Origin of the sequence: Bradyrhizobium sp. CCBAU 11361 (assembly GCF_028128935.1) — a bacterium.
GTDB classification, from domain to species: domain Bacteria; phylum Pseudomonadota; class Alphaproteobacteria; order Rhizobiales; family Xanthobacteraceae; genus Bradyrhizobium; species Bradyrhizobium niftali.
In genome coordinates, this window is record NZ_LBJZ01000199.1 from 383,633 (window position 1) to 407,510 (window position 23,878).

Sequence of the window (23,878 nt, forward strand, 5' to 3'; positions counted from 1 at the left end):
ATTTGGCGTCTTTGACGGGGCTGCGACCGGAGCTTCGTTCCGGAAACTTTGAAATCAGGGGACGACACATGGATATGAAGAAATATGCTGCCGAGGCCATCGGCACCTTCTGGCTCACATTCGCAGGTTGTGGCAGCGCGGTGATCGCGGCCGGCTTCCCGCAGGTCGGAATCGGCCTGGTCGGCGTGTCCCTGGCGTTCGGCTTAAGCGTCGTCACCATGGCCTACGCGATCGGTCACATCTCGGGCTGTCATCTCAATCCGGCTGTCACGGTCGGCCTTGCCGCCGGCGGGCGCTTTCCGGCCGGCCAGATCCTGCCCTACGTGATCGCGCAGGTCTGCGGTGCGATCGTTGCCGCCGAACTGCTCTACGTCATCGCCAGCGGCGCCCCAGGCTTCGACGTCACCAAGGGCTTCGCGTCGAACGGGTACGACGCGCATTCGCCCGGCCAGTACAGCATGGTGGTCTGCTTCATCACCGAGGTGGTGATGACCATGATGTTCCTGTTCGTCATCATGGGCGCAACTCACGGCCGCGCGCCCGCGGGCTTCGCGCCGCTCGCGATCGGGCTCGCGCTGGTGATGATCCATCTCGTCAGCATTCCCGTCACCAACACGTCGGTGAACCCGGCGCGCAGCACGGGCCCCGCGCTGTTCGTCGGCGGTTGGGCGCTGGCGCAGCTCTGGCTGTTCTGGGTCGCGCCGCTGATCGGCGGCGCGCTCGGCGGGGTGATCTATCGCTGGCTCAGCGAGGAGCCCGCCGGCGTCGTCGCAGGCGTGAAGACGGCCTAGAGCGTTTTCGAGCGAAGTGGATACCGGTTGGCGTCAGGAAAACGCGTCAAAACAAACCTAGTCGGCAAACGGGATCGCGGCGGTTGCCGCGGTCCCGTCACTTCTCCCGGGGCGGCCGGACTTCGGTGACATGGCCCATCTTGCGGCCGGGGCGCGGTCCGCCCTTGCCGTAGATGTGGATGGTCGCGCCCGGAACGCTCAGCCACTTCTCGTAATCGTTGATCTCGTCGCCGATCAGATTGGTCATGGTGACGATCTCGCCGTGGCGGACCGGCTTGCCGAGCGGCCAGCCGGCGATGGCGCGGATGTGCTGCTCGAACTGCGAGATGGAGGCGCCGTCGAGAGTCCAGTGTCCGGAATTGTGCACGCGCGGGGCGATCTCGTTGACCAGCACCTTCGGCCCGGTGCCGTTGGCGAGCACGAACATTTCCACCGCGAGCACGCCGACATAATCGAGCGCGCCGGCGATCTTGCCGGCGATGCTGCGCGCTTCTTCCGCGAGCGCATCCGGAATCAGTGCGGGGGCGCGGGATATCTTCAGAATGTGGTCGCGGTGCTCGTTCTCGGTGACGTCGAAGCACTCGACCTGGCCCGTCGCCGACCGCGCCGCAATCACGGAGATCTCGCGCTCGTAGGGGATGAAGGCTTCGAGGATCGCCGATTTGGTGGCGAGGCTGGTCCAGACCTTGGCGATGTCGTCGCCCTCGCGGATGATGGCCTGGCCCTTGCCGTCATAGCCGAAGCGGCGGGTCTTCAGCACGGCCGGAAGACCGATCCTCACAATCGCCTCGCGCAACGAGGAGACGGAGGTCACGTCGGCATAGGCTGCGGTGCCGATGCCGAGCCGCGTCACGAAATCCTTCTCCGCGAGCCGGTCCTGGGTCGTCTCCAGGATCTTGCGGTTGGGCAGCACGGGGCGGCGCGCATCCAGCACCATCGCGGCCGCGGCCGGCACGTTCTCGAATTCGTAGGTGATGACGTCGACGTCGTTGGCGAACAGCTCGAGCGCCTCGACGTCGGCATATTCGGCGCAGGTCGCGTTCAGCACGACGTCGAAGGCCGGCGAGTCAGGATCGGGCGAGAACACCTGGCAGCGCAGGCCGAGCCGCGCCGCGGCCATCGCCAGCATCCGCCCCAATTGTCCGCCGCCGAGGATTCCGATGGTGTCGCCGGGCTTCAGCTTCACCTGCTTTGCGTCAGTCACGCCTTGTCCTCCGGGCGCTCGGCAACCGCCTCGGTCTGCGCCTTGCGCCATGCGGCGAGGCGGTCGGACAAGGCCGGGTCGGACAATGCCAGCACGGCGGCAGCCAGCAGCGCCGCGTTGATCGCGCCAGCCTTGCCGATGGCAAGGGTGCCGACCGGGATGCCCGCGGGCATCTGCACGATCGAATAGAGCGAATCGACGCCCTTGAGCGTCTTCGATTCGACGGGAACGCCGAAGACGGGGAGTTCCGTCAGCGCCGCCGCCATGCCCGGTAAATGTGCAGCGCCGCCCGCGCCGGCGATGATGATCTTGTAACCCGCCGCCTTGGCGCCCTTGGCGAAAGCGACCAGCCGGTCGGGGGTGCGGTGGGCCGAAACGATGCGGGTCTCGGCGGCAACGCCGAGCGCTTCAAGCGTGTCGGCGGCATGCCGCATCGTGTCCCAGTCCGACTGGCTTCCCATGATGATGGCGATCGGCGCGGTCATGACGTTAATTGTGCTCGGGAAAACAGAAACATAGGCCAGATTAACGGTTCCGGCCGGCGGCTCGCAAGGCGGTGGCAAGGAGAAGGGAATGCACTATCCTGTCTTGGTGAATCCCCGCAAGCCTTCATTGAGCAGGATGCCCATGAAGAAACCAAAAAGGGCAAGCGCTGCGAAGGCCAAAAAGGGCCGGAAGACCAGTGCCAGCCGATCCAAAGCCGCCCCCAAGCGTTCAGTCAGGCGTGGGGTCAAGGCGCCGCGGCGCGGAGCGTCGGCCGATGATGGGGGCAACGACGGTGCCAAGGTCATCCGCGGCCTGCGGTCCAAGCTCAAGCAGGCCTTGCAGCGCGTTGCCGAACTCGAGGCGGCCGCCGACACCGATTTCCTGCTCGAGATTCCGAACCGGCGCGGCTTCGAGCGCGAGCTCACGCGCGCCATTGCCTACATGAAGCGATATCACGCCAGCGGCGCGCTGATCGTCCTCGATGTCGATCGGCTGAAGCCGATCAACGATTCCTTCGGCCACGCCGCCGGCGACGAGGTGCTCAAGGCGATCGTCGGCGCGCTGACGCGGCAGGTCCGTGCCTCCGACGTGGTCGGCCGGCTCGGCGGCGACGAGTTCGCGCTGCTGCTATGGAATCTCAACGAGACCGATGCCAAGGCGAAGGCCGCGGTCTTCGAGCAGACGATCGACGAATTATCCTTCGTCTTCCGCGGCCAGCATGTGACCGCGGGCGCCTCTGCCGGCGTCGCATTGCTGGGGGCGCAATCCGACGCGGGCCGCGCCCTGGAGGAGGCGGACGCCGCAATGTATGTGCGCAAGGCGTGCCGGCGGCACGAGCCGCGGATCAGGCTCGTCAGCAACTGAGCATGATCCGGACCGGAAGGGCCGCGTTAGCGCAAAGTGTGCAGCGGTTTTCCTCGCGACAAACGCGAAACGCGTTTGCGCGGAGATCATGCTCAAACAATAAATGCCCTACAACGTGGCCAGATCTTCCGGCACGTTGCCGAACTTGCGCAGCAGCGTAGCGTCACCGAATTCGCCGGTCATGGGATCACCGCTGCGGCAAAACGCGATCGCGCCGATGTGGCCGGCGCCGCGCGCCAGAATCTCGGCGCGCCGCAGCGCGGCCGTCGAGGACTGACATTCCTCCGCGGCGCCCGCGACCGGTGATCCGTCGTCATCGATCAGGAAGGGCATTGCAACGTAGTAGGTGACGTCCGACATGGCGTTGCTCCGGTCATCAACATTAGGCGGCGCTGCTCCGCGCCTTGCTGCGAGAGGTCTCCGGAATGCAGCCGGCTGAAATCGCCGCCTGCAATTCCTCGAGCTCCGCCTCCAGATATTCGTTGGCCATGATCAGCGCCTTGATGGTGCTGCGCAGATTGCCGTCGCACATCGCGATCGCCTGATCGCAGGCCTGTTCATAATGGCTGTTGTCCAAAAGGGCGGTTGCCGACATCTGCGTTGTCCTTGCTGGTTCCTTGGGCGCTTCTCTGGGCGTTTCCTGGGGGCGTTGGATGTCGGAATGTTCCTATTTTGTTCTTTTGGAGTCAAGCGGATTCACCTGCGGCGCCCTGCCGCGAAAAGCCCGCTGGGGATCAGGCGATGATGTCGGGCGTGATCTGGTCTTCGATGAAGGCGATGCGGTCGCGCAACAACAGCTTGCGCTTCTTCAGCCGCTGTAACCGCAATAGGTCGGGGGCAGGCGATTGATGCAGCGCATCGATCGCGGCATCGAGATCTCGGTGTTCCTGCTGCAACCGGGCGAGCTCGGCTTCGAGCTCGCGCTCGTCTTCATGGGTCATGTCTGCGGTGGCCGAAAAACCGATGGCGTGAGATTTAAGGCTGTGGATGCCCTGTGGAAATTATCGTCCTTGCGCGCCGTGACCGCAAGCGATCTCGGGCCGTCGCTCACCGATCTCTCGCAAGATATTTTCAACGGTTCGCTGCGGCGCTGCGCAAGCACATTGATATCATGGATTTTTCCCAGCGTGGTTCCTTACTCACGCTTCGTTACATATGAATTTTCAAAAATGACATTGCGACGACGGATATTCGTCGACAGAACGAATCGGTGATGTACACTTGCTCGTCCGGATCGAATCCAAGGTCACCCCTACCGAGGAGGTTTCGAATGACAATTCAGGCACATCTGGTTGAATTGGAACGGAAGCACAAAACTCTCGAAAACGAATTGCACGAAGCTCTCGTGCACCTTTCAACAGACGACCTGCAAATTGTTGAGTTGAAGCGCCGGAAGTTGATGGTCAAGGACCAGATCGAACGTCTGAAGCAAACTAGCGACACGCTTCACTAGTAAACCCCGTAACAGTGTAAAGTTTGATCTTACCCTTTCAGGCAGGGGTGAGAGCCGTTGCGCTCATCCCTGTTGGAAGGTGCAAAACCGCGAAGACAATTGCGCGGCGCCCTAGATTCCTGCGAGCTCGGCGACGTGATCCGCGATCGCGAGCGAGGACGTCAGTCCCGGCGATTCAATACCGAACAGGTTGATCAGGCCTGCGACGCCGTGATCGCGCGGGCCCTGCATCAGGAAATCCTGCGTGGCGACTGCCGGTGGCACGATCTTCGGGCGGATGCCCGAATAGCTCGGCATCAACGCGCCGTCAGGCAGCGTCGGCCAGTATCGCCGGATTGCCGGATAGAAGCGCTCGGCCCGTGACGGATCGACCTCGTAGTTGATCGTCTCGATCCACTCGACGTCGGGGCCGAAGCGCGCCTGCCCAGCCATGTCCAGCGTCAGATGCACACCGAGGCCGCCGGGCTCGGGCACCGGATAGATCAGGTGCGAGAACGGCGCCTTGGCATTGCAGCTGAAGTAATTTCCCTTGGCGAGATAGGCCGGCGGAATCCGGTCCAGCGGCATGCCGTCGATGTTGCGTGCGACCGTTGTCGCCGCGAGGCCCGCAGCGTTGACGAGCAGGCCGCATTGCAGCGCCATCGGTGCCTCGCCGCCGGCCTCGACCTCGATCAGGCCGGCGGCCGCCTTGGCGCGGATCAGCGGGGTGTGAAACGCGAAGGCCGCGCCGGCTTCCTCGGCCTCACCGCGCAGCGAGAGCATGTAGGCGTGGCTGTCGATGATGCCGGTCGAGGGCGAGAGCAGCGCGGCGTCGCAGGCGAGCGCCGGCTCCAGCGCGCATGCGGCCTCACCGGTGAGCAACTGCATGTCGAGCACGCCATTGGCTTCGGCGTGCGCCTTGATCGATTGCAGCTTCTCGGTTTCCTTCGCATTGGTCGCGACGATCAGCTTGCCGCAATTCTTGTGCGGGATGCCACGCTCGCCGCAGTAGCGGTAGAGCGCGTGCTTGCCGCTGACGCACATGCGTGCCATCCAGCTCCCGGCGCGGTAGTAGATGCCGGCATGGATCACCTCGCTGTTGCGCGAGGAGGTGATGGTGCCGATGGCCTCGGCTTCCTCGAGCACGATGACCTCGCGCCCGGCCTGGGCCAGCTTTCGAGCTACCGCGAGCCCGACCACGCCGGCTCCGATGACGATGCAGTCGACCCTATCCATGGTTGTGCAGGAGGTCCGCTGGAAGCGCCGGTGGCATCAAGCCTGAGAACGACGGCGCGGGGGCATTTTCCGTTAAGGAAGCATTTATCATGTCAGGGCAATTGCCGTATTTCACGTCAGATTTTTTCTGTTGCGCGTACAGGCGTTTACCCGATCCAAACCCGTGAAGCCAGACAATCCGACGTTGAAATCGCGGGTGGCTGATGGCTGAGAAGAACTGGCACGCGGACAGCACGATGCCGATTGCTGTGCAGGCCGTCGTGTGCCTGATCGGCACGGTCGCGCCTGCGCGTGCCTTTGCGCTGTCGGACAGCTTCGCTCCGCCGAGCTCGCTCGACAACCTCGATCCCAATCTGATCTGGGAAGCCCTGATCGGGGGCATCGTCGTCTGCGCGTTCCTGGTGGCAATCGCGTTGTGGATCCACTCCGCGCTGCGCCGGACCAGGCGGTTGCAGCTGCGGCGCAACGCCTTCGTCTCCTCCGCCATGAACAATCTCAACCAGGGCGTGGTGATGACCGATGCGCAGCGGCGCGTCATCTTCTGCAACGACCGCTATCTCGAGATCTATGGCCTGTCACGGTCGGATCTGTGGGCCAACATGAACGGCCACGACCTCCTCGAGCTGCGACGCAAGCGCGGGGTCCTCGGTGGCGTCTCCGACAAGGAGTTCTACGAGAAGGCGGCAAGCGCCAACGGTCTGATCGCCGAACTGCCTGATGGCCGGGCCATCCTGGTGAAATATTTCGTGCTGCCGAACGGCGGCTCGGTGGCGACGCATCTTGACGTCAGCGAGGAGCGCAGGCTGTCGCGGCAACTCGCCTCGACCAAGCAGTTTCTTGAAACGGTGCTGGACAACGTGCCGGCCTGCGTCGCCGCGAAGAACATCGAGGACGGCTGCTACATCTTCGCCAACAGCGCCTATGAGCGGTTCTGGGGTTTCTCGCGGGACCAGGTCGTCGGCAAGAACGCGCGCGAGCTGTTTGCCCCCGTCTCGGCGGACAGAATCGAGGCGACCGACCAGGCCGCGCTCAATTCGCCGGACGGTCAGTTCCGCAACGAGTTCGAGGTCGACCGCGGCGGTGAACGGCGCATGGTAGCCTCGATCCGGATCGTGGTCCGCAACGAGAACAACAAGCCCGAATTCCTGATGCTCGTGTTCGAGGACATCACCGACCGCCGCTCGCTGTCGCAGGAGCTGGAGAGCACCAAGAAATTCCTCGAACTCGTCGTCGACAACATCCCGGTGGCGCTGATCGTGGAGCAGGTCAAGGACGGCCGCTATCTGCTCGCCAACCGCAGCGCCGAGTCGATCCTCAACCGCAGGCGCGAGGAAGCGACGGGCCTGACCGCGTCCGACATCTTCAATCCCAAGGAAGCCAAGCTGATCATCGCGCGCGACGAGGCCGCGATCAAGAAGCGCGGGATGATCACCGAAGAGCATCCGATCTCCACCAAGGACGGCCTGCGGCTGTTCCTGACCCGCCGCGCCACCGTGCTCAGCGATGCCGGCGAGCCGCAATATCTGATCAAGACCCACGAAGACGTCACCGACCGCCGGCAGACCGAGTCGCGCATGGCGCACATGGCCTATCACGACGGCCTGACCGATTTGCCGAACCGCGCCGCCTTCCTTCAGGCGCTGACCCAGATGATCGAGGCCTGCGAAGGCACCGGCGAGGAGTTCGCCGTCCTCTGCGTCGACCTCGACGGCCTCAAGGAGGTCAACGACGTCTTCGGCCATGCACTCGGCGACAAGCTCCTGGTCGAGGTCGCCCAGCGGCTCCAGGATTCCGCGCGCGGCGGGGTGGTGGCACGCCTGTCCGGCGACGAGTTCGGCCTGATCATCGACGGCAAGCAGCCGGAGGCGGGTCTTGCGCTGGCGCAGCAGCTCGGCGAGGCCGTCGCGCAGGAATTCCAGATCGACGGCCGGCCGGTCCGCGCCGGCGTCACCACCGGCATGTCGATCTTCCCGCACAATGGCGCCGACGGCGCCTCGCTGCTCGCCAATGCCGGTGCGGCGCTGTTCCGCGCCAAGCAGAAATCGCGCGGTACGATCAGCCTCTACCAGCCGGAGATGGACCAGCAGATCCGCGATCGCCGCGTGCTGCATCAGGACCTGTCGATGGCGATCAAGAACGGTGAGCTCTCGCTCGCCTTCCAGCCGCAGGGCGCCGCCGGCCATAGTGTCGCCGAGAGCGAGATCATCGGCTTCGAGGCGCTGGCGCGCTGGCAGCATCCGGTGCGCGGCCAGGTCTCGCCGGCCGAATTCATCCCGATCGCCGAGGAAAGCGGCCTGATCGTCGAGATGGGCGAGTGGATCCTGCGCGAGGCCTGCCGCGAGGCGGCGTCCTGGCCCAAGCCGCTCCAGGTCGCGGTTAATCTGTCGCCGGCGCAGTTCATGCACGGCGACGTGGTCGGGCTGGTCCATTCGATCCTGATCGAGACGGGGCTGGCACCCGGCCGGCTCGAGCTGGAGATCACCGAGGGTGTGCTGATCGAGGATTTCGACCGGGGCCTGGCGCTGCTGCGCCGGCTGAAGGCGCTCGGCGTGCGCATCTCCATGGACGATTTCGGCAGCGGCTATTCCTCGCTGAGCTATCTCCAGGCGTTCCCGTTCGACAAGATCAAGATCGACCGCGCCTTCATCATCAATCTCGGCCGCAACCCGCAATCGGCGGCGATCGTGCGCGCCGTGATCGATCTCGGCCACGGCCTCGAAATGTCCATCATCGCCGAGGGCGTCGAGACGCTCGACCAGCTGGCCTTCCTCGCCAAGGAGGGCTGTGATGGCGTGCAGGGCTATCTGCTCGGCAAGCCGCTGCCGATCGGGAAGTATGCCGGCCTCGTCGGCCGCGCCGAAGCCGTGGAGCTCGCGCTCAAGACCGGCTAGGGCGTTTTCGAGCGAAGTGGACACCGGTTCGCGTCAAGAAAACGCGTCAAAACAGGAATCCGGAGCCGCGTTCCGATACCATCGGAACGGAAATGGCTCTAGTGATGAGAGCGCTTCGTTTCGCTCCTTCTCGACGGCTTCATGGCGGATTACGACCTTGCGATCATCGGCGGCGGCCTGAACGGTGTCAGCCTCGCGCGCGATGCGGCCGGCCGCGGCCTGCGGGTCATTCTGTTCGAACAGGGCGATCTCGGTGGTGCCGCCTCGTCGGCGACACCGCGGCTGATCCATGGCGATCTGTCGGTGCTGGAGCGCCGCGGGTTCTGGCGGGTGCGCCGGGCGCTGGCCGAGCGCCGCACCTGGCTCCGGATCGCGCCGCATCTGGTCCGGCCGATGCGCTTCGTGATTCCCGCCCATTCCGACGAGCGCCCGCCCTGGCTGCTGCGGGCCGGCCTGTATGTTTATGACGGCCTCACGAACCGGGGTGGCCTGCCGCCATCAGCGACCCTCGACATCACGCATCATCCGGTCGGCAACGCGCTGAAGCGCCCGTTCGGAACAGCCTTCGAATATTCGGACTGCGTCGTCGATGATTGCCGGCTGGTGGTGCTCACGGCGCTGGATGCCGCCGAACGCGGCGCCGCGATCCATACCGGGGCACGCTGCGTGCGCGCTGACAGAACCGACACATGGCGCCTTGCGGTGGTCGATCGCGGCCATCGCCGCACGATTACGTCCCGGGCGCTCGCCAGCGCCACGGGCGGCTGGACGTCGATGGTGGCGGACACCGTGCTGCGGCAGCCGCTGCCCGCCATGGCCGCCATGCAGATGAGCCAGATCATCGTGCCGCGGCTGTTCGATTCCGAGAACGTCTACGTCTTCCAGAACAATGATGGACGGCTGATCTTCGCCCGGCCCCTCGAACGCGACTTCACGCTGATCGGCACGGTCACGCATGCTTTCACCGGAGATCCAGCGATCGTCGCGATGGCGGGCGCCGACGTCAGCTATCTCTGCGAAGCGGCCAGCCGCTATTTCCGCGAGCGCGTCGCCCCGACCGACGTGGTCCGCACGGTCTCGGGCGTCAACCTGACGCTGGCGTCCGCGCGAGGACGCGACGGCACGACGCTGTTCCATGCGCGCCGGCGCAAGGCGCCGCTGATCACGATGTTCGGCGGTGATGTCACCACCTCGCGCCTGCGCGCGGAGCGGGCGGTGACGCGGCTGACGCCGTTCTATCCGATGTCGCCGCGCTGGACCGCCGGGGCGGCGCTGCCCGGCGGCGATTTCGCCTGGGATCGATTCGATACTGAAGTCGACCTCGCACGCGACCGCTGGCGCTTTCTCTCGGAGCCGGAGGCCCAGCGCCTGGTCGCGGCCTACGGCTCGCGACTGCCGATGGTGCTCGGCGAGGCAAAGAGCCGTGACGAACTCGGTCCCGCCTTCGGCCCCGAACTGACCGGCGCCGAGGTGCGCTATCTGATGGGCCACGAATGGGCACGCTTCCCCGAGGACGTCTTGTGGCGCCGCTCCAAGCTCGGTCTGACCATGCCGGCAGCGGACCGCGACGCGCTGGCCGCGTTCATGGCGGATGTGAACGATCGGCCCGAACCGGTTGAGCAAAGGCCGATCGGCCGCTAGCGTGCTGCGGAATCGGGGTTGGCAGGGACCATGGCGGAAGAGTTGCCCGGAACGGACGTCGCGGCCGATACGGCCGCCGGAGATGCATTTCCCGTAGCGGGTCAGCCTTTGCTGCGCATCGAGGGCGTCGCCAAGGCGTTCGGGACGTTCCGGGCCGTGGACGGCGTGTCACTCGACATCAAGGCCGGCGAGTTCTTTGCCCTGCTTGGCCCGAGCGGCTGCGGCAAGACCACGCTTCTGCGCATGCTCGCCGGCTTCGAGGCGCCGGACGAGGGGCGCATCCTGCTCGGCGGCAAGGACATCGCGCAGGCGCTGCCGCACGAGCGCCCGATCAACATGATGTTCCAGAACTACGCTTTGTTTCCACACCTCTCGGTGCGCGACAACATCGCCTTCGGCCTGAAGCGTGCCGGCATGGCGCGCGCCGACATCGCCACGCGCGTTGCGGAGATGGTTGCGCTGGTGAAGCTCGAGGGGCTCGAGAAGCGCAAGCCCGACCAGCTCTCCGGCGGCCAGCGCCAGCGCGTGGCGCTGGCCCGTGCTTTGGCACGCCGCCCGCAACTGCTGCTGCTCGACGAGCCCCTTGCAGCGCTGGACAAGAAGCTGCGCGAGAGCACGCAAGGCGAATTGATGGAGCTCCAGCGCCGGCTCGGCATGACCTTCGTCATCGTCACCCACGATCAGGAGGAGGCGATGACGATGGCGAGCCGGATCGGCGTGATGAAGGCCGGCAAGCTCGCTCAGGTCGCCGGCCCCCGCGAGCTCTACGAGGCGCCGCGCTCGCGCTGGATCGCGGAGTTCGTCGGCGACGTCAATCTGTTCGACGCGGAGTCCAGATTGCGCGACGGCCATCGTCTGGTCATCGGCACGCGTGATGCGGGTACGCTGGTGGTAGCCGAGCCGCGCGAGCCGGTCGGCGCGGGAAAATTGTCGGTCGCGATCCGTCCCGAGAAGGTCAAGCTGTCGCGCCGCGGCCCGGTGAGCGAGGCCGGCCGTGAAACGGCAATCAACCGGCTGGACGGGGTGATCGCGGACATCTGCTATCTCGGCGGCACCACCACCTACAAGGTGAAGCTCGACACCGGCGGGATCGTGCAGGCGTCCGTCGCCAACAGCGCGCGCCTCGACGTCGACGCCTACAGCGTGAACCAGAACGTCGTCGCCTGGTTCACGCCTGACGACTGCATGGTGCTGCCGTCATGAGCACCCGCCGCATCTTCGCGCGGCCGGCGCGCTTTGCCGCGATCGCTCCCTATGTCTGGATGGCGCTGTTCTTCCTGGTGCCGTTCGGCTTCGTGCTGAAGATCAGCCTGTCGCAGACCGCGATCGCGCAGCCGCCTTACGAGCCGGTGTTCGACCTGACGGCGGGGTGGGAATCGCTCAAGACGGCCTTTGCCGCGCTGTCGTTCGACAATTTCAGGCTGCTCGGCTCCGATGACATCTATGTGTACGCCTATGTGCGCAGCCTCACCGTCGCGGTCACGGCGACGGCACTGCTGCTCCTGATCGGCTATCCCGTCGCCTATGGCATGGCGCGGTTGCCGAAGCGCTGGCAGGCGGTGGCGATGGTGCTGGTGATCGTGCCGTTCTGGACCTCGTTCCTGATCCGCATCTATGCCTGGATCAACATCCTTCAGCACGACGGCCTGCTCAATCAGATCCTGCTCGCGCTGCATCTGGTCAGCCAGCCGGTGGTGTGGCTCTCCACCGATACCGCGATGTATATCGGCATCGTCTACTCCTATCTTCCGTTCATGATCCTGCCGCTCTATGCCACGCTCGCCAAGATGGAGCCGGCACTGGAGGAGGCGGCCTCCGATCTCGGCGCGCCGCCCTGGCGGGTGTTCTGGCTCGTCACCTTCCCGCTGTCGCTGCCCGGCGTCGGCGCCGGCGTGCTCTTGTGCTTCATCCCCATTGTCGGCGAGTTCGTGATCCCCGACCTCCTGGCCGGCTCCAATTCGCTGATGATCGGCCAGACCCTGTGGCTTGAATTCTTCACCAACAAGGACTGGCCGGTCGCGTCCGCCGCAGCCATCGTGCTGCTGGTGGTGCTGCTGGTGCCGCTGTTGCTGTACGAACGGCTCCAGAAGCGGCAACTGGAACAGGGACGGTGAGCCGATGCGCAAGGTCTCTCGCCTGTCCCGCTTCAACGTCGCCTCGCTCGCGCTGGGGCTGGCATTCCTCTATCTGCCGATCCTGATCCTCGTCATCTATTCCTTCAACGCCTCGCGGCTGGTGACGGTGTGGGGCGGCTGGTCGCTGCGCTGGTATCACGAGTTCTTCAATGATCGCGCGATGATCGAGGCGGCCTTGATGAGCCTGCGGGTCGCGGTCTCCTCGGCGACCATCGCCACGCTGCTCGGCACGCTCGCCGCGGTGGCGCTGTCGCGCGGCGAGAGGTTCCGCGGCCGGACGCTGTTCTCCGGCATGCTCTACGCGCCGCTGGTCATGCCGGAGGTGATCACCGGATTGTCGCTGCTGCTCCTGTTCGTCGCGCTGAACGCCGAGCGCGGCTTCTGGACGGTGACGATCGCCCATACCACGCTGACGATGTGCTTCGTCGCCGTGGTCGTGCAGTCCCGCCTCGGCTCGCTCGACCGCTCGCTGGAGGAGGCTGCTATGGACCTCGGCTGCAACCCGGTGCGCGCGTTTGTCGCCGTCACGCTGCCGCTCATCGCGCCCGCGATCGTCGCGGGCTGGATGCTCGCCTTCACGCTGTCGCTCGATGATCTCGTGATCGCGAGCTTCACCACCGGTCCCGGCTCGGCGACCTTGCCGATCCGAATCTATTCCGAGGTGCGGCTGGGCGTGAAGCCCGAGATCAACGCGATCTGCACGCTGGTGATCGGCCTGATTGCGGTGGTCATCGTCATCGCCTCGCTCGCCTCGAAGCTGTCGAGCTCGCAGGGCGAGAGCGCGGCGCCGTTGTAGCCATCCGACGTTTCGTGTATGGCGCCCGGGCACCGCCCGGAATCTAGGTTAACAATTCATATAGCTTATCTCGCTATCGTCGCCTCGCTTGGGGAAGAGGGCGATGAAGCGGCTTTATATTGGTGTGGCCAGCACGGTTCTGGCGTTACTCTGTCTCGCTGTTCAGCCTTCGGCCGGTGCGACGCAGATGGTGTCGCTGTTGTACAATGGCTCGCCGCAGTCGCCGCAGCAGATCGGCTCTGACGAATTCCGCCGCAAGCTCGCCGAGACTGCGCAAGGCCGCATCATCCTCGATGCGCGCGCTGGCAACGCGCTCGGCAGCGAGACGGCGATCCTTGCCGCGATGCGCAGTGGTGTAGTCGACATGGCGACGCTGTCCGGCTCGGTGGTCAGCTCGGCCGTGCCTGAATTCGGTGTTTTCGACGTGCCGTTCCTGTTCCGCGATGCGGCGCAGGCCAAGGCGGTCGCAGAGGGGCCGGTCGGCGCACTGTTCGCCAAGCATTTTGCCGACAAGGGGCTGGTGCTGCTCGCGATCGGCAAGCAGGGCTTTCGCAACGTCACCAATTCGAAGCGGCCGATTCACTCTCCTGCTGACCTCCGCGGCCTGAAGATCCGCGTGCTGCCGAACGACGTCTATCAGATGACCTTCAAGGCGCTCGGCGCCGAGGTCGTGCCGATGGAGTTCACGCAGGTGTACTCTGCGCTGAAGGATGGCCGCATCGACGGGCAGGAGAACCCGGTCATGACGATTGCCACCAGCCATCTCGAGGAGGTGCAGAAATACGCCAGCCTGACCGGGCATTTCTTCGCGCCGATCGCCTTCGTCGCCAATCGCGACGTGTTCCAGGCCCTGAAGCCCGCCGACCAGGCCGCCATCGTCGCCGCAGCCAAGGCTGGTGCGGAGGCGACCTGGCAGAGTGGCGTCGCGGAGGAGACAAAGAAGCTCGAGGAGCTGCGCAAGGCCGGCATGGAGATCATCGAGAAGGTGGATCGCCAGCCATTCATCGAGGCCGTGAAGCCCCTGGAGCCCGAATTCGAGAAGCGCTTCGGCAAGGATCTGCTCGCCCGGATCCGGGCTACGCCGTAATCGCGGGAAACATCATGAACCTGTCATTGCTCCTGTCGCGCATCGGCATCCGCCCGCGCATCTTCGGCGGCTTCGCGCTGGTCCTGGGTTTCCTCTGCGTGCTGGCGCTGCTTGCCGTCATGCGGCTGTCCGAGATCGGCGGCACCGTCGGTGATCTCGTCACCAGCGCCGATGGCGATGCCGGCATGGCGAGGGTGCACGCCGCGTTGCTTTCGTCGAATGTCACCGTCGAAAAATTCATCCGCACGCGCAATCTCGGCGACCGCGATAGCGCCATGAAGGCGATCGACGGCTTTGGGCAGACCTTTGACCAGGTCGACCAGCAATTCGCCCGCCTGCCGGCGATTGCCGCCGGTCGTAGCGCGCTGGTGGATGCGCTCGGGACCTATCGAAAATCCTTCACGGCGGTCGCCGCCGCTGTCGATCGCCTGCGCAGCGCAAGCACCAAGAGCGAGGCCCTCGGCGCCTCGGCAGGCCTCGACGTCGGCGCGATCAACGTCGCGCTTGCCAACCAGCCCGACCGTCTGCTCCAGCCGCTGCGTCTGGCCGGTACGGTCGATGCGATGCGCGTCTCGATGCTGCGTTTCACCACTACTCAGGCCCAGGTAGACGCCGACGATGCTGGGATGACGATCGGCTATGCGCTGGCCGCGGTGGCCGATAGCGAGGCGGAGATCGCCGATATCGAGGCGCCGCGACTGAAGAATCTGATCGCGGCCCTCAAGAAGGTGCTTGCCGATCAATCGGCGACGCTGACGGAGCTGTCCGCCGCGATGAGCGAGCTGCGCAAGGCGCAGGCCGATCTCGTCAAATCCAGCAGCACGATCGATGCCAAGGTTGCGGAGATCAGCCGGGCGCTCGGCGCGACGCGCACCGAGCAGAGCCGGCTGACGGCTGGGTCGGTCGATCAAACCCGCAATCTCGTGTTCACGGTGGCCGCTGCCGCGCTCGTCCTGGGCGCATTGCTGGCCTGGCTGATCGGACGCAGCGTGTCGCGCCCCATCGGCCAGATGACCTTGCGCATGCAGAGCCTTGCGGCGGGCGAGCTCGACGAGGCGATTCCGGGCGGCGAGCGCGGCGACGAAATTGGTCACATGGCCGGCGCGGTCGAGGTGTTCCGCCAGAGCGCGCAGACCGTCCGGCGCATGGAGCAGGACGCTGCGGCGCAGCGCGCCGCAGCCGAGACGGAACGCGCGGCGATGATGACGCAACTCGCCGACCGCTTCGATCGCGGCATGGAGGGCGTCATTGGCGGCGTCTCGAGTCGTGCCGAAGAGATGGGGCAGAGCGCCGGAAGTCTTGCTCGCATCGCGGAGCGGGGTCGCTCGCTTGCCGAGCAGGTCGCCGCGACATCGGCCCAGGCATCCTCGAATGTGCAGACCGTTGCGGCGGCGACGCATCAACTCGCCGCCTCGATCAAGGAGATTTCGAGCCAGGTCTCGCGCTCCGTATCGGTGTCGGATCAGGCAAAGGGTGAAGCGTCGCGGACCGAGGCGCTGATGCGCGCGCTGTCGGATTCTGCCGAGCGGATCGGGACGGTGGTCCAGCTGATCCAGGCGATCGCGAGCCAGACCAACCTCCTGGCCCTCAATGCCACGATCGAGTCGGCGCGGGCCGGCGATGCCGGCAAGGGCTTTGCCGTGGTCGCCAACGAAGTGAAGAGCCTCGCAACCCAGACCGCGCGCGCCACCGAGGAGATCGCGGGGCTCGTTGCCGAGATACAGGGCTCGACCGGACAGTCGGTCGCTGCGATCGGCCAGATCGGCAGAACCATCGCCGAGATGACGGAGATCGCGACGACGATTGCCTCAGCCGTCGAGGAGCAGGGAGCGGCAACCAGCGAGATCGCGCGCAATGTCGAGCAGGCCGCGAACGGGACATCGGCCGTGACCGACCAGATCGGCGCCGTCCGCACCGTCGCCGGCGAGACCGATGCCGGCGCCGAAGCCGCACTCACGGCCGCCTCGGCCTTGCAGGATCAGGCACGTGCGCTCAAGAAAGACGTCGCAGAGTTTTTGCAGACCGTGCGCAAGGCGGGGTGAGAGCATCTCCCCGCGGCTGCCCTTCTACGGGCGCACCGCGGGAAGCGCGCATCTGACATTCAGGACTTCACCGCACCCGCCGTGAGCCCGCCCACCATGTAGCGCTTGAAGGCGTAATAGATCGCGGCCGGCGGCAGCGCGTAGATGAAGCCGGTGGTCATCAAGAGCTCCCACGGCGAGTCGTCTGCGGCGAGGAAGTTGCCGAGGGCCACGGGCAGCGTGATGTTGGTGTCCTTGGAGAGCAGCAGGAATGCGTAGAGATACTCGTTCCAGGCGAGCAGCACCGCATAGGTGCCGATCGCGACCAGCGACGGCATCATCAACGGCAGATAGACCAGGCGGAACAGCTGCAGCGTGGTCGCGCCGTCCATCACGGCGGCTTCATCCAGTTCGACCGGCAGCTTGTCGGAGGCCTGCTTCAGCACCCAGATCGCGTAGGGGCTGGCGATCGTCACCATGGCCAGGATCAGCGCCCAGTGATTGTTCAGGAGGCCGTAATTGCCCATGGTGCGGTACATCGGCACGGCGAGGAACGCCGCCGGGATGAAATAGGTGAACAGCGCCAGGTTCATCACCCAGCGGCCGCCCGGCACCTTGAGCCGCGAGATCGAGAATGCGGCGGCGGTCGCGATGAACAAGGTCAGCCCGCCTGCGGCCAGCGCGATCACGGTCGAATTCCAGAACTGAATCCAGAAGTCGCGCAGGAAATAGTGCTCCTGGTAGAAAACAATGTGGAAGTTGTGCAGCGTCGGATGATCCGGCCACAGCTTGCCCGAGAACGCGTCCTCCTTCGGTGAGATCGCGAACAGGAACATGTGGTAGATCGGAATCATGGTCCAGATGAAGACCGGGATGCCGATCAGCAGCAGCTTGGCCTCGTTGCCAACTTCGCGGAGGGTGGGAAGCTTCATCGCGACAACCGTTTCATCATGAAATAGACCAGCGGCAGCACCAGTGGCATCGCGACGACGATGGAAGCCATCGCGAGCGAGAGCTGGTCGAGCCGGAGATAGCGGATGCCGAGCGTCGACAGCACATGCGTCAGGTCAGCCGGGCCGCCGCCAGTGAGCAGATAGACGCTGTTGAAGTCCCCTAGCGTCCAGATCATCGAGAGCAGCGTGCAGGTGACATAGAGCGTCTGCATCGACGGCCAGGTGATGAAGCGGAACTTCTGCCACCAGCTCGCGCCATCCACCTCGGCGGCCTCGAACAGATCGTGCGGTATCGCAAGGCGTCCGGTGATCAGGATCAGCGTCCAGAACGGCAGCGATTTCCAGATGTGGACGCCGATCGCCATGGTCAGCGCCACCGTCGGGTCGTTCAGCCAGTTCGGGCCGTCGTCACCGGTGAACGAGAAGATGAGGTGGTTGATCACGCCCCATTCGGGATTGAGCATGAAACGCACCGACAGGATGGTCGGGATCGACGGCACCGCCCAAGGCAGGATGAAGATCACCGAGAGCCATTTGATCCAGGTGCGCTGCTGGGCGAAGAAGCCGGACAGGAACAGCGCGATCAGCATCTTGATGTTGATGCCGATGACCAGGAAGATCAGCGTGTTGACAGCGGCGCGCGCGAAGATCGGGTCGTTGTAGAGCGCGACATAGTTCGCCGGCGCCCGCGCCAGCCACAGCCCGTAGCAGACGGGATAGACGACGAAGGCGAGGAAAACCAGCAGATAGGGCGCGAGCAGCACGATGCCCCAGACCTGCGCCGGGGTCAGCCGCGACGACAAGGGCGGCGCGGGGATTGCCTGATCGCCAGAGAGCGTGATCGCCATTCTTTTCGAACTCTTCAAAGAGATGCCGGCCGCGAAACGCGGCCGGTGTTGTTCTTATACCTCTCCCCGCAAAGCGGGGAGAGGGGAAGGATGATTTAGCCCGCGACCTGCTTGATGCGGGCGATCAGCTCGTCGACCGCCTTGTCCACCGGCACCTTCTCGCTGACCACGCGGTTCATCGCCTTGGCCCAGACGTTTTCGTTGTTCAGGATCGTGAACTTCCAGTTCTTGGTGAAGTCGAACGCGGCGGTGCCGCCCTTGAACTGCGCATAGACCGCCTTGCGATGCCGGTCGGCCTGCCAGAACGGGCTTTCCTGGCTTTCCTTGGTCACCGGGAACCAGCGGCCAAGCGCACCCTCGATATAGGGCCGGACGTTCTCTTCCTGGAGCAGGAAGGCGATGAACTGCTTGGCCTCAGGCTTGTTCTTGGCCACGTTGAAGACCAGCCCGGTCTTGACGTCGGAGCGGTAGCGGATCGTCGTGCCGTCCGGCGCCTTCGGGAAGGAGGCGGTGATGATGTCTTCCTCATACGCCTTCTTGCCGGCCGCGCGCTGTTCGGGCGTCAGCGTCTGGTTGTTGGAGTCCTCGAACCATTTCGCCGCGATCGAGATCGTGAAATTGTGGGTCATCACGATGGTCTTGTTGTGGAACGCGACGTTGTTGTCCGGATCCTTCCAGGTCGTGGACGAGGGCGGGGTGCAGCCCTTGATGTAGGTGTCGGTGTAGTCCTTCATCGCCTTGATCAGGTTCTCGCGAACCTTGGGATCGTCGACCAGGAGCTTGCCGTCGTCGTCGACCAGCTTGACGTGGTAGGCGTCCATGAAGGTGTAGAACGACTGGAAGGCGTCGGTGGATTCGACGCCCATCGGCTGGCCGACGGCGTAGATGCGCTGGCCGGTGGCCTTGCGGATCCCCGGCTGCACCTTGTCGCACCAGAACGTCCAGTAGCCTTCCCAGTCGTTCGGGATGTCGCTCTGCTTGAAGCCGGCCTTGTCCAGCATGTCGTTCCAGATCTGGACGTGCATGCTCTGCTGCTTCAGCGGGAAGCCGTAATAGGCCTTCTTCTTGGTGACGTCGTTATAGAGGATCGACGCATCCAGCGTGTTCTGCACGAACCGATCCTTGATCGGCTCCATGATGTCGGTGAGGTCCTCGAGCTTGCCCTCATAGGCCCACTTGCCCTGCACCTGCACGTCGTAGGTGTCGGCATAGGCAACGTCCGGCACGGTGCCCGAGTCGAGCGCGGCGACCGTCTTCGGAATCATGTCCTGGATCGCGTACTGCGACAATTCGACCTTGATGCCGGTCTTGGCCTCGAACTTCTTGATCGTCTCGATGAGCGCGTCGTCTTCGGACCGATAAAATCCCTTGCCCCACCAGACCGTAATCGTCTTCTGCTGCGCAAATGCGGGTGCAGCGGCTGCGAACAGCCCCGCCGCAGCGACCGCCAGTGAAACTGCGCCAATAACCTTGGATCTCACGTTTTTCTCCCTCAAACGGCCGGTGTTTTTAACCGGTCGTATAAAACACTAGCGCATGGCCGCCAGCCGATCTAGCGGCATCTTGTCAGACCTAGGTCGTGGGCCTTGCACCGGAGGAGATGCTTAATGTGCGCATCGATCCAATCGCTGCATCAATTCGCGGCAATCAATTCGGGTTCTGCGTTCTGATCGCCTGACCATGCGCATCCGTACCTGCTCGGGACTGGCGAAGCCCGGCTTTGCAAGCGGTATGAGGACTGAACGCAGCGCAGTCGGCCGGCCACACCACGGTGCTGCGGCCGGAGGACCCAAAATGCCTCTGAAAACACGGCGGGGCTGATCCGAGGAACTTCCGGTTCGACAGGGGAACGGTCTTGCAGCGCTGCGTTGCTGAGCTATCAGCTCTTCCTCTTCAGGCCCGCCGAAACGGCGTTCGAATTGGCCTGAGCGGATCGGGGCTTCGGCTTGTCTTGCCTGCGCGCCCCGGAAGGCGTGTGCCACGCCTCGAGGAGCATCTTGAGAAACTGGCTGGCGTGGGGAGATAGCGTCGCCCCGTGCCTGCGCACGATTCCGATCGTCCGCGACACTTCCGGCTCGATCAAACGAACGGTGTGAATGATGGGGTGACCGGCCGCCGGCGTCGCGAGCCTCGGAAGCACGGCGATGCCGAGTCCCGCTTCGACGAGGCCAAGCGAACCGGAGAGGTGAGCGACTTCATAGGACCAGTTCAGCTGCAGGCCGTGTCGCGCCAGCGCATTGTCGATCAGCGCGCGATTGCCGCTGTTGCGACCGACGGTGATGACCCGGTGCGACAGGATCTCCGACCAGCTGACCTGTTTGCGCGACGCCAACGGATGGTCATGGCGGCAGGCCAGGACGAAGGGATCCTCAACAAGTTTCTCGAATTCGATTTCGGCATGCGACGCACCGATGAAATTGATGCCGAAGTCGGCTTCTCCGCGCGCGACCGCCTCCAATCCCTCATTGGCGCCGATGTCCAGGATCCGGATGCGAATGCGCGGATACGCTTCGGCAAACCTGCCGATCGCACGCGGCAGGAAATAGAACACGGCTGTCGGCACCGCAGCCACCGAGACCAGGCCGGAACTTCGCGCGCCGATATCGTGGATGGCGAGCACCGAGGTCTCGAACTCGTCGATGAGGCGGCGCACCTTCGGCAGGAAATCGCGGCCGGTCATGGTGAGATTGACGTGACGCGTCGAGCGTTCGAGCAGCGGCGCACCGAGACTTTCTTCCAGCTTCTGTATGCGTCGGCTCAGCGCAGGCTGCGACAGGTTCAGCGCCCTGGCGGTGCGCACGAAGCTTCCCGTCTCCGCCACGGTGATGAACGCCTTGAGGTCGAGAAGCTCTGCGTTCATGGCACGCTCCATTGTATCGATAATCGGAATAATACATCAGATATTTGCATTTCACAAAATAGTTCGGTCGAGGGATGCTCCGGATTGAGCGAAGTTGTCGCGAACGGAACAGCACCATGAACGATCAGATTGCCATTCCCTGTGTGGTCATGCGCGGGGGCACCTCGCGCGGACCGTTCTTCCTGGCCCGCGATCTTCCGGCCGCCCCCAAACTGCGCGACGCGATCCTGCTATCTGTGATGGGAGGGGGGCACGATCTTGGAATCGACGGGATCGGCGGCGGCAATGCCGTTATCAACAAGGTCGCGATCGTTGGACCGGCATCGGTGCCAGGCGCCGATGTCGACTACCTGTTCGCCCAGGTGCGTGTTCGTGAAGGCATCGTCGATACCTCCCCGAACTGCGGAAACATGCTCGCGGGGGTGGGGCCATTCGCAATCGAAGCCGGCCTGGTCGCCGCCGCCGCGGATCGCACCCATGTGCGGATTCACAATGTCAACACCGGCAAGCTGATTGACGCGACCGTTCCGACCCCCGCAGGGCGCGTGACTTACGACGGTGAGGCGCGGATCGACGGCGTACCGGGAACGGCCGCGCCGATCGAGTTGTCGTTTCCCAACGCGGCCGGCGCACTCACTGGTTGTCTCCTGCCCACCGGACGACCGGTCGATCGCATCGAAGGGATCGATGTGACCTGCATCGACGCGGCGATGCCCGTCATGCTGGTCCGCGCGGCGGATCTGGGGTGGTCCGGCCGTGAGGCTCCCTCCGACTTCGCCGACGGCGGCTTTCGCGCGCGTCTCGAAGCTTTGCGCATCGAGGCCGGACGCCGGATGGGCTTTCCAAATTCCGCGACCATGGTGATTCCGAAGCCGGTTCTGATTGCGCGCGGAGGCGAGGCGACGTTGAACACCAGGTATTTCATGCCGCATGAGTGCCATAACGCGCTGGCGGTGACCGGCGCTGTCGCGATCGCGACGGCATGCGTCACGCCCGGGACGATCGCGGCAGAGATGGTCGGACCATTGGCGCCGCCGGTGCCGATCACCCTCGCCCATCCCTCCGGCCAGCTCGTGGTTCTGCTGGAGCCCGGCCCGGTCGCCCGGGTGCTGCGGACGGCCCGCCGAATCTTCGAGGGCCACGTCTTCGCCCGTCGATCGCACGTGCCTCATTTGGTGCTGGCGGCCTGAAGCCGGACTGCTCTTAAACCGCAAGAATAACACAAGGGAGAAACGAGAATGCAGATGCGAGCGCCGGCTGGGTCCGCGAGCAGCGAGCCGCGAAAGCCGTTCTACCGGATTCTCTACGTCCAGGTGCTGATCGGTCTCATGCTGGGTGTCCTCACGGGCCATTTCTGGCCCGAATTCGGCGCCGCGCTGAAGCCCTTTGGCGACGGCTTCGTCAAGCTGGTCAAGATGATGATCGCGCCGATCGTATTCTGCACCATCGTGAGCGGCATCAACAGCATCAGCGATTCCCGCGAGGTCGGCCGCACGCTGGTGAAATCCATGGCGCTTTTCTACCTGCTGACCGTGCTCGCGTTGCTGGCCGGGCTGATCGCCGTGTCACTGATCCAGCCGGGCGTTGGCATGCATGTGTCCGTCAATACGCTGGATCCGTCGGTGGCCGCGAAATTTACTAAGCAGGCAGGTGCGACCGGATTTGCGGACTTCATGCTGCACATCATCCCGCACTCCTTCTTTGGAGCGTTCGCCGATGGCGACGTGCTGCCGGTGTTGCTCGTCTCCATCCTGATCGCCTTTGGCCTGAGCCGCGTCGGCGATGGCGGCGTTGTGGTGACGAAGGCGGTCGAGTCGTTCTCACAAGTTCTGTTTGTGTCCTTCGGCTTCATCATGAAGCTCGCTCCGCTCGGCGCCTTTGGGGCGATGGCGTTCACCGTGGGGCGCTACGGCATCCGATCGATCGGCTCGCTCGGACTGCTGATTCTGACCTTCTATATCGCCTGCTCCGTCTTTGTGGTCGTCGTGCTTGGGACGCTGGCGCGGCTGAACGGCTTCAGCCTGTGGAAGACGATCCGCTACTTCAAGGAAGAGCTGCTGATCGTGCTCGGCACGTCGTCGTCGGAGCCGGCGCTGCCGGGCGCGTTGCGCAAGCTGGAGCAGCTCGGATGCCGGAAAGGCGTGTCAGGGCTCGTGTTGCCGATGGGCTATTCCTTTAATCTGGACGGCAGCGCCATTTACCTCACCCTGGCGTCCATCTTCATCGCGCAAGCCTGCGACATTCATCTATCGTGGGGGCAGATCGCGGCGATGCTCGGACTGATGCTGCTGACGTCCAAAGGGGCGGCAGGTGTCACCGGCAGCGGCTTCGTTGCGCTTGTCGCGACCCTCTCCGTCATGCCGGATCTGCCCGTGACCGGCGTGGCGCTGCTCGTCGGCATCGACCGGTTCATGTCGGAGGCGCGGGCGCTGACCAGCATGATCAGCAACTGTGTCGCGGCCATCACCATTTCGCTGTGGGAGGATGCCTGCGATCGCGAGGTATTGGCCCGTGAACTGGGGCAGAGCCTCACGCGCGAGGTCGCGGCGGGGACGGCGATCGGCGGAGCAACAGTGGTGCAGGAAAACGAGAGCTGGATTTCGACGACGCAATCGGCCGCTTGAACCCGATCA

At 64.5% G+C, this 23,878-nt stretch carries 22 protein-coding genes; 12 read left to right on the forward strand and 10 right to left on the reverse strand.

Annotated elements, in window-relative coordinates:
- Positions 1 to 68: 68 nt before the first annotated feature.
- Positions 69 to 791: an aquaporin Z gene (aqpZ, locus tag XI08_RS43340; protein WP_271579106.1), complete on the forward strand. Its 723-nt coding sequence runs from the start codon at positions 69 to 71 to the stop codon at positions 789 to 791.
- A 97-nt stretch (positions 792 to 888) separates the two neighbouring features.
- On the opposite strand, the gene XI08_RS43345 is transcribed toward aqpZ, so the two are convergent.
- Entirely contained in the window at positions 889 to 1,995 is a 1,107-nt protein-coding gene (locus XI08_RS43345; RefSeq protein ID WP_271579107.1) for a 5-(carboxyamino)imidazole ribonucleotide synthase, read from the reverse strand.
- Positions 1,992 to 2,480: a 5-(carboxyamino)imidazole ribonucleotide mutase gene (purE, locus tag XI08_RS43350; RefSeq protein ID WP_011089851.1), complete on the reverse strand. Its 489-nt coding sequence runs from the start codon at positions 2,478 to 2,480 to the stop codon at positions 1,992 to 1,994. Before purE ends, XI08_RS43345 begins: the two co-directional genes overlap by 4 nt.
- 142 nt (positions 2,481 to 2,622) lie before the next feature.
- On the opposite strand from purE, the gene XI08_RS43355 reads away from it, so the two are divergent.
- Positions 2,623 to 3,345, forward strand: coding sequence for a GGDEF domain-containing protein (locus XI08_RS43355; protein WP_271579108.1), 723 nt, complete (start codon positions 2,623 to 2,625; stop codon positions 3,343 to 3,345).
- A gap of 108 nt (positions 3,346 to 3,453) precedes the next feature.
- Here XI08_RS43355 and XI08_RS43360 read toward each other — a convergent pair whose 3' ends face one another.
- The 3 genes from XI08_RS43360 to XI08_RS43370 all read right to left on the reverse strand — a co-directional run bounded on the left by XI08_RS43360 (position 3,454) and on the right by XI08_RS43370 (position 4,286).
- Positions 3,454 to 3,705, reverse strand: coding sequence for a hypothetical protein (locus XI08_RS43360; RefSeq protein ID WP_027545543.1), 252 nt, complete (start codon positions 3,703 to 3,705; stop codon positions 3,454 to 3,456).
- Positions 3,706 to 3,727: 22 nt separating this feature from the next.
- A complete protein-coding gene (locus XI08_RS43365) occupies positions 3,728 to 3,940 on the reverse strand; it encodes a hypothetical protein (RefSeq protein WP_027545542.1) in 213 nt (70 codons plus the stop codon).
- Positions 3,941 to 4,079: 139 nt separating this feature from the next.
- Positions 4,080 to 4,286 (reverse strand): YdcH family protein, encoded by a 207-nt coding sequence (locus tag XI08_RS43370; RefSeq protein WP_027545541.1) that lies wholly within the window; start codon positions 4,284 to 4,286, stop codon positions 4,080 to 4,082.
- Positions 4,287 to 4,615: 329 nt separating this feature from the next.
- On the opposite strand from XI08_RS43370, the gene XI08_RS43375 reads away from it, so the two are divergent.
- Positions 4,616 to 4,798 carry a YdcH family protein gene (locus XI08_RS43375; RefSeq protein ID WP_027545540.1) on the forward strand — a complete coding sequence of 61 codons (183 nt, stop codon included), beginning with the start codon at positions 4,616 to 4,618 and terminating at the stop codon, positions 4,796 to 4,798.
- Positions 4,799 to 4,909: 111 nt separating this feature from the next.
- Here XI08_RS43375 and XI08_RS43380 read toward each other — a convergent pair whose 3' ends face one another.
- A complete protein-coding gene (locus XI08_RS43380) occupies positions 4,910 to 6,013 on the reverse strand; it encodes an NAD(P)/FAD-dependent oxidoreductase (protein WP_271579109.1) in 1,104 nt (367 codons plus the stop codon).
- A gap of 203 nt (positions 6,014 to 6,216) precedes the next feature.
- Here XI08_RS43380 and XI08_RS43385 point away from each other — a divergent pair, with 203 nt between their 5' ends.
- The 7 genes from XI08_RS43385 (at position 6,217) to XI08_RS43415 (ending at position 16,605) form a co-directional block, all read left to right on the forward strand.
- Positions 6,217 to 8,904: a sensor domain-containing protein gene (locus XI08_RS43385; protein ID WP_271579110.1), complete on the forward strand. Its 2,688-nt coding sequence runs from the start codon at positions 6,217 to 6,219 to the stop codon at positions 8,902 to 8,904.
- A gap of 141 nt (positions 8,905 to 9,045) precedes the next feature.
- Entirely contained in the window at positions 9,046 to 10,545 is a 1,500-nt protein-coding gene (locus XI08_RS43390) for a glycerol-3-phosphate dehydrogenase (protein ID WP_271579111.1), read from the forward strand.
- Positions 10,546 to 10,575: 30 nt separating this feature from the next.
- Complete coding sequence (locus tag XI08_RS43395; RefSeq protein ID WP_271579127.1) at positions 10,576 to 11,748, forward strand: ABC transporter ATP-binding protein; 1,173 nt, start codon at positions 10,576 to 10,578, stop codon at positions 11,746 to 11,748.
- On the forward strand, positions 11,745 to 12,659 hold the full coding sequence (locus tag XI08_RS43400) for an ABC transporter permease (protein WP_271579112.1): 915 nt from the start codon (positions 11,745 to 11,747) through the stop codon (positions 12,657 to 12,659). The genes XI08_RS43395 and XI08_RS43400 overlap by 4 nt, the downstream gene beginning before the upstream one ends.
- Before the next feature lie 4 nt (positions 12,660 to 12,663).
- Positions 12,664 to 13,476 (forward strand): ABC transporter permease, encoded by an 813-nt coding sequence (locus tag XI08_RS43405; RefSeq protein ID WP_271579113.1) that lies wholly within the window; start codon positions 12,664 to 12,666, stop codon positions 13,474 to 13,476.
- A 103-nt stretch (positions 13,477 to 13,579) separates the two neighbouring features.
- On the forward strand, positions 13,580 to 14,563 hold the full coding sequence (locus XI08_RS43410) for a TRAP transporter substrate-binding protein (RefSeq protein WP_442869927.1): 984 nt from the start codon (positions 13,580 to 13,582) through the stop codon (positions 14,561 to 14,563).
- A 14-nt stretch (positions 14,564 to 14,577) separates the two neighbouring features.
- Positions 14,578 to 16,605: a methyl-accepting chemotaxis protein gene (locus tag XI08_RS43415; protein WP_271579114.1), complete on the forward strand. Its 2,028-nt coding sequence runs from the start codon at positions 14,578 to 14,580 to the stop codon at positions 16,603 to 16,605.
- Positions 16,606 to 16,664: 59 nt separating this feature from the next.
- On the opposite strand, the gene XI08_RS43420 is transcribed toward XI08_RS43415, so the two are convergent.
- From XI08_RS43420 to XI08_RS43435, 4 genes are all read right to left on the reverse strand, one after another.
- Entirely contained in the window at positions 16,665 to 17,516 is an 852-nt protein-coding gene (locus tag XI08_RS43420) for a carbohydrate ABC transporter permease (protein ID WP_027545530.1), read from the reverse strand.
- Positions 17,513 to 18,385 (reverse strand): carbohydrate ABC transporter permease, encoded by an 873-nt coding sequence (locus tag XI08_RS43425; protein WP_027545529.1) that lies wholly within the window; start codon positions 18,383 to 18,385, stop codon positions 17,513 to 17,515. The genes XI08_RS43420 and XI08_RS43425 overlap by 4 nt, the downstream gene beginning before the upstream one ends.
- Positions 18,386 to 18,480: 95 nt before the next feature.
- Entirely contained in the window at positions 18,481 to 19,866 is a 1,386-nt protein-coding gene (locus XI08_RS43430; protein WP_271579115.1) for an ABC transporter substrate-binding protein, read from the reverse strand.
- 398 nt (positions 19,867 to 20,264) lie between these two features.
- Positions 20,265 to 21,245: a LysR family transcriptional regulator gene (locus XI08_RS43435; protein WP_271579116.1), complete on the reverse strand. Its 981-nt coding sequence runs from the start codon at positions 21,243 to 21,245 to the stop codon at positions 20,265 to 20,267.
- A 116-nt stretch (positions 21,246 to 21,361) separates the two neighbouring features.
- Here XI08_RS43435 and XI08_RS43440 point away from each other — a divergent pair, with 116 nt between their 5' ends.
- Positions 21,362 to 22,435 carry a 4-oxalomesaconate tautomerase gene (locus XI08_RS43440; RefSeq protein ID WP_271579117.1) on the forward strand — a complete coding sequence of 358 codons (1,074 nt, stop codon included), beginning with the start codon at positions 21,362 to 21,364 and terminating at the stop codon, positions 22,433 to 22,435.
- A gap of 54 nt (positions 22,436 to 22,489) precedes the next feature.
- On the forward strand, positions 22,490 to 23,869 hold the full coding sequence (dctA, locus tag XI08_RS43445) for a C4-dicarboxylate transporter DctA (protein ID WP_271579129.1): 1,380 nt from the start codon (positions 22,490 to 22,492) through the stop codon (positions 23,867 to 23,869).
- Positions 23,870 to 23,878 lie beyond the last annotated feature (9 nt).

Excerpts from the sequence above, each read along its gene's own strand:
- aqpZ (WP_271579106.1), top strand. The coding sequence starts at position 69 with ATGGATATGAAGAAATATGCTGCCGAGGCCATCGGCACCTTCTGGCTC.
- purE (WP_011089851.1), bottom strand. The coding sequence starts at position 2,480 with ATGACCGCGCCGATCGCCATCATCATGGGAAGCCAGTCGGACTGGGAC.
- XI08_RS43355 (WP_271579108.1), top strand. The coding sequence starts at position 2,623 with ATGAAGAAACCAAAAAGGGCAAGCGCTGCGAAGGCCAAAAAGGGCCGG.
- XI08_RS43360 (WP_027545543.1), bottom strand. The coding sequence starts at position 3,705 with ATGTCGGACGTCACCTACTACGTTGCAATGCCCTTCCTGATCGATGAC.
- XI08_RS43365 (WP_027545542.1), bottom strand. The coding sequence starts at position 3,940 with ATGTCGGCAACCGCCCTTTTGGACAACAGCCATTATGAACAGGCCTGC.
- XI08_RS43370 (WP_027545541.1), bottom strand. The coding sequence starts at position 4,286 with ATGACCCATGAAGACGAGCGCGAGCTCGAAGCCGAGCTCGCCCGGTTG.
- XI08_RS43375 (WP_027545540.1), top strand. The coding sequence starts at position 4,616 with ATGACAATTCAGGCACATCTGGTTGAATTGGAACGGAAGCACAAAACT.
- XI08_RS43380 (WP_271579109.1), bottom strand. The coding sequence starts at position 6,013 with ATGGATAGGGTCGACTGCATCGTCATCGGAGCCGGCGTGGTCGGGCTC.
- XI08_RS43385 (WP_271579110.1), top strand. The coding sequence starts at position 6,217 with ATGGCTGAGAAGAACTGGCACGCGGACAGCACGATGCCGATTGCTGTG.
- XI08_RS43390 (WP_271579111.1), top strand. The coding sequence starts at position 9,046 with ATGGCGGATTACGACCTTGCGATCATCGGCGGCGGCCTGAACGGTGTC.
- XI08_RS43395 (WP_271579127.1), top strand. The coding sequence starts at position 10,576 with ATGGCGGAAGAGTTGCCCGGAACGGACGTCGCGGCCGATACGGCCGCC.
- XI08_RS43400 (WP_271579112.1), top strand. The coding sequence starts at position 11,745 with ATGAGCACCCGCCGCATCTTCGCGCGGCCGGCGCGCTTTGCCGCGATC.
- XI08_RS43405 (WP_271579113.1), top strand. The coding sequence starts at position 12,664 with ATGCGCAAGGTCTCTCGCCTGTCCCGCTTCAACGTCGCCTCGCTCGCG.
- XI08_RS43410 (WP_442869927.1), top strand. The coding sequence starts at position 13,580 with ATGAAGCGGCTTTATATTGGTGTGGCCAGCACGGTTCTGGCGTTACTC.
- XI08_RS43415 (WP_271579114.1), top strand. The coding sequence starts at position 14,578 with ATGAACCTGTCATTGCTCCTGTCGCGCATCGGCATCCGCCCGCGCATC.
- XI08_RS43420 (WP_027545530.1), bottom strand. The coding sequence starts at position 17,516 with ATGAAGCTTCCCACCCTCCGCGAAGTTGGCAACGAGGCCAAGCTGCTG.
- XI08_RS43425 (WP_027545529.1), bottom strand. The coding sequence starts at position 18,385 with ATGGCGATCACGCTCTCTGGCGATCAGGCAATCCCCGCGCCGCCCTTG.
- XI08_RS43435 (WP_271579116.1), bottom strand. The coding sequence starts at position 21,245 with ATGAACGCAGAGCTTCTCGACCTCAAGGCGTTCATCACCGTGGCGGAG.
- XI08_RS43440 (WP_271579117.1), top strand. The coding sequence starts at position 21,362 with ATGAACGATCAGATTGCCATTCCCTGTGTGGTCATGCGCGGGGGCACC.
- dctA (WP_271579129.1), top strand. The coding sequence starts at position 22,490 with ATGCGAGCGCCGGCTGGGTCCGCGAGCAGCGAGCCGCGAAAGCCGTTC.